The 10,041-nt window shown below is 62.8% G+C and carries 10 protein-coding genes; 6 read left to right on the top strand and 4 right to left on the bottom strand.

The genetic code is table 11. The features are described from left to right. On the top strand, nucleotides 1–226 hold a 226-nt coding region (locus PQR42_RS10190; protein WP_408391996.1), incomplete at its 5' end, for an integrase core domain-containing protein. Between the two features lie 131 nt (nucleotides 227–357). Here the strand turns inward: PQR42_RS10190 and PQR42_RS10185 are convergent. Next, nucleotides 358–1,338 (bottom strand): chemotaxis protein, encoded by a 981-nt coding sequence (locus PQR42_RS10185; protein WP_408391999.1) that lies wholly within the window; start codon nucleotides 1,336–1,338, stop codon nucleotides 358–360. 407 nt (nucleotides 1,339–1,745) lie between these two features. Between PQR42_RS10185 and PQR42_RS10180 the strand changes: the two genes are divergently transcribed. From PQR42_RS10180 to PQR42_RS10170, 3 genes are all read left to right on the top strand, one after another. Continuing rightward, on the top strand, nucleotides 1,746–2,315 hold the full coding sequence (locus PQR42_RS10180; protein ID WP_408208107.1) for a DUF4142 domain-containing protein: 570 nt from the start codon (nucleotides 1,746–1,748) through the stop codon (nucleotides 2,313–2,315). 197 nt (nucleotides 2,316–2,512) lie between these two features. Continuing rightward, nucleotides 2,513–4,237, top strand: a complete 1,725-nt coding sequence (locus PQR42_RS10175) for a tetratricopeptide repeat protein (RefSeq protein WP_408392002.1) — start codon at nucleotides 2,513–2,515, stop codon at nucleotides 4,235–4,237. 111 nt (nucleotides 4,238–4,348) lie between these two features. Then, complete coding sequence (locus PQR42_RS10170; protein WP_408208101.1) at nucleotides 4,349–5,374, top strand: aldo/keto reductase; 1,026 nt, start codon at nucleotides 4,349–4,351, stop codon at nucleotides 5,372–5,374. Between the two features lie 51 nt (nucleotides 5,375–5,425). Here the strand turns inward: PQR42_RS10170 and PQR42_RS10165 are convergent, their stop codons facing one another. From PQR42_RS10165 to PQR42_RS10155, 3 genes are all read right to left on the bottom strand, one after another. Beyond that, entirely contained in the window at nucleotides 5,426–5,869 is a 444-nt protein-coding gene (locus PQR42_RS10165; RefSeq protein WP_408392004.1) for a cyclic nucleotide-binding domain-containing protein, read from the bottom strand. A gap of 152 nt (nucleotides 5,870–6,021) precedes the next feature. Further along, nucleotides 6,022–6,918: an SDR family oxidoreductase gene (locus tag PQR42_RS10160; RefSeq protein WP_408208095.1), complete on the bottom strand. Its 897-nt coding sequence runs from the start codon at nucleotides 6,916–6,918 to the stop codon at nucleotides 6,022–6,024. A gap of 73 nt (nucleotides 6,919–6,991) precedes the next feature. Then, nucleotides 6,992–7,735, bottom strand: a complete 744-nt coding sequence (locus PQR42_RS10155) for an SDR family oxidoreductase (RefSeq protein WP_408208092.1) — start codon at nucleotides 7,733–7,735, stop codon at nucleotides 6,992–6,994. Nucleotides 7,736–7,886: 151 nt separating this feature from the next. Here PQR42_RS10155 and PQR42_RS10150 point away from each other — a divergent pair, with 151 nt between their 5' ends. Then, entirely contained in the window at nucleotides 7,887–8,795 is a 909-nt protein-coding gene (locus tag PQR42_RS10150; protein WP_408392006.1) for a LysR family transcriptional regulator, read from the top strand. Between the two features lie 304 nt (nucleotides 8,796–9,099). After that, the gene (locus PQR42_RS10145; protein ID WP_408208086.1) at nucleotides 9,100–10,023 is read left to right on the top strand and encodes a LysR family transcriptional regulator; all 924 of its coding nucleotides are present in this window, start codon (nucleotides 9,100–9,102) and stop codon (nucleotides 10,021–10,023) included. Nucleotides 10,024–10,041 lie beyond the last annotated feature (18 nt).

Below are 10,041 nucleotides of genomic sequence, written 5' to 3'. Positions count from 1 at the left end.
AATCGTCCAGAGCATGAGCAGAAAGGGCAATTGCTGGGACAACGCGGTGGTCGAGCGCTTCTTCAGAAGCCTGAAGACTGAGTGGATTGGTGAGCAGGAATACGGCAGCCACGAAGTCGCCAGGCAGGACATCGCGGGCTACATCGCGGACTTCTACAACTACCGGCGCATTCATTCGGCGGCAAACAATCTGCCGCCAGTGCGATACGAAACTTCGATTTATTGAAAACCCCCTTTGTGGGTGTCCAAAGAGGCTTGACCACTACAGTGCCGCCCCGCACAGGGGCGACGCTAATAGACCACCGTGAATTCAAGAAAAGGCCAACACGATAAGGAAAACAGAAAAAAACCCAACCCTCAAGCAGCAACCACCGCCGAAGGCACAACCCCAATCGCATTCCGAATAGCATCCGCCAACTCCGAAGCGGCGAACTTCGCCACATACCCATTAGCCCCGGCATTCTTCACATGCGCCTCATTCGCGGCCCCAGTAAGAGAGGAATGAATAATGACCGGAATATCCCTCATACGCTCATCAGCCTTGATTTGCCGAGTGAGCATAAACCCATCCATCTCAGGCATCTCAAGATCGGTCAAAACAAGGGCAATACTATCCTTGACACGAGTCCCATTAGCCTGCGCCTCGCGCGCAACCTGCTGCAAGGTATTCCAGGCCTCTTCCCCAGTCTTGGTCATCACATAATCCGCGCCAATAGCACTCAAAGCCTGCTCAATAAGCTTCCGAGCAAACCCAGAATCATCAGCAGCAAGAATCTTCGCTCCACGCCGAATCCCCAACGCCTCCCCAACGGAAGTCGGATCCACACTAGGATGCTGTGACGGAAACACATCCCGCAAAACCTGCTCGACATCGATCACTTGCGCCAACCGCGAATCACCAGTATTCCCATCGATCCGCGCAATGCTAGTAACAAGATTGCCTCCAGCCGCACCTTCGGCGGACAACACCTGATTCCACTCCAGCCGCACGATATCGTCGACCTCTTCAACCGCAAACGCCTGCGTAGACCGCGCAAACTCCGTCACCAGCAAAATATTCAACCCGCGCGTCGGCTCACACCCCATCAGCCGCGGCAAATCGATCACAGGAATGATCTGCCCGCGAATATCCACAGCGCCCATCACAAACGGCGACGAACCGGCGATCGGCGTAACCGTCGGCATGGTCGAGATTTCCCGCACCTTGAAGACGTTGATGCCATAAAGCTCGTGCGCATCGCTGCCGGGCACGGAGCCCAGCCGGTACAGCAACAACTCGAACTTGTTGGAACTCGTCAGGTTGCTGCGTTCATCGTTCGCGCGGTTTTCTACTGCCATCGAATCTCTCCAGGATTGCGTGTGATGCGCCATGCAACCATTGCGTTCGACCCTGGCGCGCGTCCTACCTTTCTGTTATCGGCGCGGCGGACGGAAAGTTCAGCGATTTCACGCTGTTTTCCTCGCATGCCCTGGTTAACGCGCAGCCGATATTGAGGGCGCGAAGGGGCACGAACACTGCGGCCGCGATACAGGCCTGTCAAGGCATTCATATGAAGGTTACCTAAGGTTACAGAAGCGACAGCGTCGTATCACATGCCGCACAGCGCGCCTCCTAGAATTCATAACGATAAAAGCGTGGCGCCGTCAGCGGCTCGCAAGCTGACTGCAAGGTAACCGTGCAGTCGGCACGACGCCTGAGCCGCACACGCATCGCTGTCGTTTCGCTTCCACCTCAAGGAGAACGTATGATCCGCTTGCCTCTCGCCACTATCACTAGCGCCTGCATGGCTGGACTGCTCGTCGTCGCCGGCGCGGCCAACGCTCAAACAACGCCGGCAGCACCGGCAGCGGCCGCGGCCGACGCCGGCCGCCTGCATGCCGCCGACCAGACGTTCATCGCGGACGGCACCAAAGCCGTCGCGACGCAACGCGACGCCGCCCGCATCGCGACCTCGCGCTCGACCGATCGCGACGTCAAGGCATTCGCCGAGCGCGTCTCCGCCGACAACGCGAAAATCTCCGACGCGCTGCGCGCCGCGAGCCCGCGCGGCGTCGACGTGCCGAAGAACGACCCCGACACAGCGGTGCTCGCGAGCATCAACAACCTGCGTGGCGCCGACTTCGATAAGGCGTACATCGAACAGGTCGCGCTCGCCGGCGAACAGAAAGCGCTGTCGGCGTTCCAGGCGGAAATCGCTTCGGGCCGCGACGAACAGTTGAAGGACGCGGCGAAGAAGGCATTGCCGACGATCCAGGAGCACTACGCGATGGCGCAGGATCTCGCCAAGCGTAAGCATCTGTCGACCGCGCAGTAAGCGGTTCAACGCGCGTCACGTTGCGGCGTGACGCGCGGCCGTTCGAATGCGTGGTTTTCGGCGATAATCGGCTTCGCTCTTTCGAGTCCGCTGCGCGCTTGATCTTGCGCGATGCATCGTTTGCGATTCATCTTGCGTGACGCGCCAACCTCGAAAGCTCTCACCATTTTCACGCGCATTCGATCAAAGCTCTCCGCATGAGCAAGCCTGCCAATCTGCCGCAACAGTTGGACCCTATGCTTCGGCAAGCCGTCGCGCTTCAGCGGAACGGCGCTTTCGCCGAGGCCGAGGAACTCTATCGCGAGATTCTCGAACTCAAGCCCCGTCATTTCGACGCGCTGCAATTGCTGGGCGCGCTGACGCTGCAAGCCGGCCGCCTGCAAGAGGGCGTCGAGTTACTCAGAAAAGCGCTTGCCATCAACGCGAAACAGGCGCCGCTTCATTCGAATCTCGCCTATGCGTTGAACGCCTTGCAGCGTTTCGACGAAGCCCTCGCGAGTGCCGATCGCGCACTGGCCTTGCAGCCCAAATTTCCCGACGCCCTGAACAATCACGGCAACGCGCAAGCGGGCCTGAATCGGCCGCTGGATGCGCTCGGCAGTTTCGATCGCGCGATTGCGCTGATGCCGGATTTCGCGCAAGCCTGGAACAACCGCGCGTGTGTGTTGCGTGATCTGGGCCGTCCCGCCGATGCGCTCGCAAGCTGCGACCGCGCGCTCGCGCTGCAACCGAATTATCCGGATGCGTGGAGCAATCGCGGCAATGCGTTCAGCGACCTGAACCAGCCGGAACAAGCAGAGCTCAGCTACCATCGCGCGCTCGAATTGGCCCCGGCATTCGCCGATGCCTGGAACAACCTCGGCCTCACGCAGATCGATCTCAATCAGCACGCGCAAGCGCTTGAGAGTTACGAACGCGCGTTGGCCGCGAATCCCGCGGCAGCGGAAACGCATTGGAACGAAGCGCTGTGCCTGCTGCAAATGGGACAGCTCGAAGCCGGCTGGCAAAAATATGAATGGCGCTGGGAGCGCAGCCGCATCAAGGCAAGCCGGCGCAGTTTTGCGCAACCCCTTTGGCTGGGCGATTTTTCGATCGACGGCAAGACGATTCTGTTGCACGCGGAGCAGGGCCTCGGCGACACGCTGCAGTTTTGCCGCTATGCCGCGCTGGTGTCGAAACTCGGCGCGAAGGTCGTGCTCGAAGTGCCGCGCGAATTGATGCGTCTCATGGCCACGCTCGACGGTGTGGACCAGTTGATCGAAGCCGGCCAAACGCTGCCGTCATTCGATTGCCACTGTCCGCTGCTGAGTCTGCCGCTCGCATTCAAGACCGGCCTCGACAGCATTCCATCGACAACCCCCTATCTCTTCGCGGATGCCGAAGCGACCCGCCAATGGCGCGACCGGATTCATGCGCAAGCGGACGAGCGCCTCAAAGTCGGACTCGTGTGGGCCGGCGGAAACCGGCCGCATGTCGCGGAGCTTCGCAAGAACGATGCGCGCCGTTCGATCGCTTTCGCGCAACTCGCGCCGCTTCTCGAAGTGCCGAACGTGCGGTTCCTCAGCCTGCAAAAAGGACCGGCGGCACGGCAACTCGAAAGCGACGAGCGGGGCGAACATGTGATCGACTACACGGACGAACTCGACGACTTCGCCGAGACCGCGGCACTGGTGGCGAACCTCGATCTGGTGATTTCCGTGGACACGTCCACCGCGCATCTGGCCGGCGCGCTCGACAAGCCGGTCTGGATTCTGAACCGCTTCGACACCTGCTGGCGCTGGATGCTGGAGCGTACCGATACGCCGTGGTATCCGCGCGCCCGGTTGTTCAGGCAGCCGGCGCTCGGCGATTGGAACAGTGTGATGCAAGCCGCGCGTGAGGCGCTGAGCGTATGGGCTGCGGGCGCGGCGCATCCACGATAACAATCCCGTTCGCACCCGCCACGTTTTCCGTGCGCGCTGGCCGACGCATTTGCGCGGACGCGCGTAGACTGAATGTCCGTTTATCGACGGCTAAGCCACGGAGATTCATCAATGGAATACAGACATCTGGGTGCATCCGGTTTCAAGGTGCCGGTACTGAGCTTCGGCACGGGCACATTCGGCGGCAAGGGCGAGTTTTTCCAGGCGTGGGGCGCGACCGACGTCGCCGAGGCGCGGCGTCTGCTCGACATCTGCTTCGATGCGGGCGTTACCATGTTCGACACCGCGGACATCTATTCGAGCGGCGCGTCCGAGTCGGTGCTCGGTGAAGCGCTCAAGGGCAAGCGCGACAAGGCGATCATCTCAACCAAGGCGACCTTCCGTTTCGACGACGGCCCGAACAGCGTCGGCTCGTCGCGCTTCCATCTGATCCAGGCGGTAGACGCGGCGCTCAAGCGCTTGCAAACCGATTACATCGACCTGTTCCAGTTACACGGTTTCGACGCGAGAACGCCGATCGCCGAAGTCATGTCCACGCTCGACGATCTGGTGCGCGCCGGCAAGATCCGCTACACCGGCGTGTCGAATTTCTCCGGCTGGCATCTGATGAAGTCGCAGGACGTCGCGGACCGTTACGGCTATCCGCGCTACGTCGCGAATCAGACCTACTACTCGCTGGTCGGACGCGATTACGAATGGGAGCTGATGCCGCTCGGCGTCGATCAAGGCGTGGGCGCGGTGGTGTGGAGTCCGCTCGGCTGGGGGCGTCTCACCGGCAAGATCAAGCGCGGCCAGCCGCTGCCCGATTCGAGCCGCCTGCATAAAACCGCCGACATGGGGCCGCCGGTGCCGGACGAGTATCTGTTCCGCGTGCTCGATGCGATCGACGAGATCGCGGCGGAAACCGGTAAGACCGTGCCGCAGATCGCGCTGAACTGGCTGCTGCAACGGCCGACGGTATCGACGGTGCTGATCGGCGCGCGCAACGAGGAGCAGTTGCGGCAGAACCTCGGCGCGGTGGGCTGGAATCTGACGCCCGAGCAGGTGGCGAAGCTCGACGCGGCGAGTGCCGTGCGTCCCGCTTATCCGTACTGGCATCAGGAAGGATTCGTGGAGCGCAATCCGAAGGCGGTGTAAGCGCGCTTTTCGCCTCAAGGCACGCTGCGTGATACATGCTCCGGCTCGGACTCATTTCGCGAGTTCGATTGGGGCGACAAACAGTTCGCTGTAGTAGCGGCGGCCGGCGTCGAGATGCGGGCCGAATGCGAAACCTTGCGCGAGCATGGCGTTAAAGTCGGCACGTTCGATTTTCATCACATAGCTGTGCTCGGTGGTGACGAGGCGGCACGCGGTGCCGGTCGTCACCGCCGCGCTGAACCACTTGCCCGCGTCTGCGTGGTCCGCCGGATAAGCGTGCGGGCCCACTTCGACTTGCCAGCCGCCGTCCAGCAGAATCCACATGGCCTGATCCTCGGCAGTTGCCGCGCTGTCGTTGCATTGCGCGACGACCGTGCCGGCCTGCGCTTCCCATTCATGCGAGTGGCCGATCACCCATCGCAGTTGATCGGTCGTCAGGCTCGTGAAGAACGGCGTGTGCTTCAGCAAATGAAGGTACGTGACCGAGGGTTTCATGGTCGTGCTCCTCGTCGTGATGGAAGTGACGGACGTGCCGGACGCGTCGGACGGTTGAGGTTGGGCATCGCATGCGCCGATGAGAATCGGCAGCAGAACGGCGCATGCGATCAGCGTGATTGCTTTCACGGTGGTATGCATTGCCGTCACGCTCAACGTTTAACCCGCGCTTCCAGCAAATCGCCCATGCCGATTCGCTTGGCGAACTCGATCCGCACACGCTCCGACACGTCGAGCACCTCGCGTGCGCCATCGCCGACGAAGTCGATCACCGAACGCATCGGCCGCTCGCCTGAAGGCAGCCCGACGATCCGCACGATCTCATCGGCCACGGCTTGCGGATCGGCGTCGTCGGGCGTCAGTTCGGACAAGCGCGCGCCGATCTGATCCATCACGCCGTCGTAGCGTGCGTAGGCCGCGGCCCGTTCGGTATCGGCCGGCTTGCCCGCGCTCGGAAAGTGAGCGGTGCCGCGTGTGAACGCGCCCGGCACCACGATCGAGGTCTCGACGCCGAAGCGCGCGATCTCATACGCGAGCGAAACCGCCAGCGAATCCATCGCGGCCTTTGCGGCGCCGTACGGGCCGAGGAAGGGAGGAAAGCCGCCCTTGGTCGTCGAACTGCTGACCCACAGCATCAAGCCCGCTTCCTGCTGCCGCAGAAAGGGCAGCACGGCGCGGTTCACGCGCTGCGCGCCGAACAGGTTGGTGTCGAACACCTTCATCATTTCTTCGGGTGTGAACGCTTCGCTCGGGCCGACCACCAGATGACCGGCGTTCTGCATCACCACGTCGAGCCGTCCTTGTTCGCGCACGATCGTCGCCGCCGCGGCATCCGCCGATGCTTGCGACAACACGTCGAGTTCGAGCGGATGCAACTGGATGTCCTTCGCTTTGGCGAGCGCGCGCAATTCGTCGGCGCGCGGCTGGTTGCGTCCTTCGACGTCGCGCATCGTCGCGTAGACAATGTGTCCGGCTTCGGCGAGCGACTGCGCGCTGAGTTTGCCGATGCCCGTACCGGCGCCCGTCACCAGGATGATCTTCTTCTGCATTTTTTGTTCTCCGATTCGATGAAAGTGGGGCGGCTCGTCAGAGCCTGCCCAGAGAAAACGCGTATCGAGCGCGTCAAGCAATGCCGCCGTTGGCGCGCAGAATCTGACCGTTGACCCAACCCGCGTCCGGACCGGCGAGGAACGCCACCACCGACGCGATATCGTCCGGCTGGCCGAGGCGTTGCAGCGGCGGCATCTTCGCGAAGGTCTGGATCTGTTCTTCGGTCTTGCCGTCGAGGAACAGCGACGTCGCGATTGGACCCGGCGCCACGGCGTTGACGGTGATGTTGCGGCCGCGCAGTTCCTTGGCGAACACGTGGGTGAACGCTTCGACGGCCGCCTTGGTCGCGTTGTAGATCGCGTAGCCCGGCATGTTGAGCGCCAGCGTGGTGCTCGAAAAGTTGACGATGCGCCCGCCGTCGTTCATGCGCGTAGCTGCTTCGCGCAAGGTGTTGAAGGTGCCGCGCACGTTGATGTCGAAGGTCTGGTCGTAGAGCGCGTCGCTGGTGTCGGCGAGCGGCACGGTCTTGAGCACGCCTGCGTTGTTGACCAGCACGTCCACCTTGCCGAGCTGCTGTTCGGTGATCTCGAACATGCGGCGCACGTCGTCGGCGTTCGACACGTCGGCCTTCACCGCGATGGCTTTGGTGCCGGCCGCCGTGAGTTCCGCGACGAGCGCATCGGCTTCGGCCGAACTGGACGCGTAATTGACCGCGACCGCGAAGCCGTCCTTGGCCAGACGTTGCGCGACTGCAGCGCCGATGCCGCGGGATGCGCCGGTGACGATGGCGACTTGAGCGTTTTTAGGCGTGTTCATGATTCGTTTCCTTGGGTCTGTTGGGTGGGTGAGGTGAATCATGGACGCTTTCCGCACATAGATAATCGGGTTAGACTTGGCATCATCATTCCATTTGCTTTAACAATGGACGCGTGGGCCACCCGACAGGCGTCAGAAACAGGCACCGAATATGGATCGTTTCGAGGAAATGCGGGTTTTCATACGGATCGCCGAGCGGCAAAGTTTCACGCGCGCCTCGGACGATCTGCAGATTCCGCGCGCCACCGTGACCAATCTGATGAAGCGCATGGAGCAGCGGCTCGGCGCGCGGCTGCTCGAACGCACCACGCGCACGGTGCGTCTCACGCACGACGGCGAGGCTTACTACCGCCGCTGCGTGCGTCTGATTGCCGACATGGAGGAAGCCGAGGGCTCGTTTTCGAACCTTGCGCCCAAGGGGCTGTTGCGGGTGAATTTGCAGGGCACGCTGGCGCGGCACTTCGTCGTGCCGGCGCTGCCGGCGTTTCTCGCGCGCTTTCCCGAGATCGAGTTGACCATCGGCGAAGACGACCGGCTGGTCGATCTGGTGCGGGAGGGCGTCGACTGCGTGCTGCGCGCGGGCAATCTGCAGGATTCGTCGATGGTGGGGCGGCGCGTCGCGCAACTGCCGCAAGTCACGGTCGCGAGTCCGGCGTATCTCGCCGCGTATGGCGAGCCGGCCGATCCGTCGGCGCTGTCCACGCATCGGGCCGTCAATTACGTGTCGAGCGCGACTGGCAAGGCCGTGCCGCTCGAATTCAGCGTGGCGGGCCGCGAGGTGGCGATGGTCCTGCCGTCGGCGGTGTCGGTGACCGGCACCGAACTCTATACCGGCTCGGCGCTTGCCGGGCTCGGCATCGTGCAGGTGCCGCAATACCGGGTGGCGGCCGAACTGGCGGCCGGGCGGCTGAAAATCATTCTTGCGGACTTTCCGCCGCCGCCCATGCCGGTGTCCGTGCTGTATCCGCAGAATCGTCAGTTGTCGTCGCGGGTGCGGGTGTTTGCGCAGTGGCTGCGCGATATTTTCGAAGCGGCGGCGACAACCGGTGGCGCGCCATGACGGCACGCGTTCAGGCCGCCGCGCGGCGCGGGCAGAAGAGGTTGATCAGCATGATGTCTATTCCCTGACTGCGTGCGGCCGCGAGCGAAGAGCGTACGCCGTCGTGCCTCGGCCGCGCGCAATGAATGTTTCAGGCGCGGCGTTGATCGCGTTTGCAGTGGTTCACTGCTGGCTCGTGCGGCTTTTCCGAAAGCCCACGCCAACTGTGCTTGCTGCTAATGCTGCCGCCATATCGCCATAGGTGGACTAGCATTGGCGCATTGCCGTACCATCTTTCCGTCGAACTCGTTCGAAGGAATGGAACATGTTGTCGGAAGACGAATTGGCTTTGCTCGACGCGATTCGCGAGACCGGTAGCCTGTCGCGCGCGGCGGCGCGCCTCGGCAAGGCGCCGTCCACGGTCTCGCATGCCGCCCGGCAACTGGAGACGCGCTTCGACGCGCTGCTGTTCGACCGGCGCCGCTACCGGCTGCAACTCACGCCCGCCGGCCAGCTTCTCGCTGACGAAGCCGCGCGTCTGATGCTCGACATGTCGCGCATGACGCAGCGCGTGAAGCAGATCGCGAGCGGCTGGGAAGACCGTCTTTGGGTGGTCACGGACGAGATTCTCGAATTCGAACTGCTGATGCCGGTGGTGCGCGCATTCGACACGCTCGACTCCGGCGTCAAGCTGCGCTTCACCCACGAAGTATTGAGCGGCACCTGGGAGGCGCTGCGCGACGGCCGCGCGGATCTGATCGTGGGCGCGACCAACGAGCCGCCGGCGATTCCCGGCCTGCGCTGGTTCGAACTCGGCGTGATGGAGTGGGTGTTCGCGGTGTCGCCGCGCCATCCGCTGGCGGCCGTCGAAGGGACGCTCGGCCGCGAACGGATCCTCGAACATCGCGCGGTGGTGGTGGCGGATTCATCGCGTACGACGGCGGGGCGTGCGTATGGTTTGATCGGTGGGCAGGCGTCACTCGCCGTACCGTCGATGCGCGCGAAAATCCTGGCGCAGCGCGACGGCCTGGGCGTCGGCTGGTTGCCGCGTCAGCGCGTCGCGACGCTCTTGAAGCAGGGCGAGCTGATCGAGAAAGCGACCGCCGATCCGCGCGAGCCGAACGTGCTGTACGTTGCGTGGCGCGGCGATCATGAAGGGCGCGCATTGCAGTGGTGGCTCGAACAGTTGCGGCAACCGCGGCTGGCGAAACGCCTCGTGCGCGGCGTGGATTTGACGATCGGCGCGTGATGTTCACGCCGTTAGTCC

It is taken from the genome of Paraburkholderia sediminicola (assembly GCF_046027355.1).
GTDB classification, from domain to species: Bacteria; Pseudomonadota; Gammaproteobacteria; order Burkholderiales; family Burkholderiaceae; genus Paraburkholderia; species Paraburkholderia sediminicola_B.
Note: the sequence above shows the minus strand (reverse complement) of the source record. Positions and strands in the feature narration are given on the sequence as shown.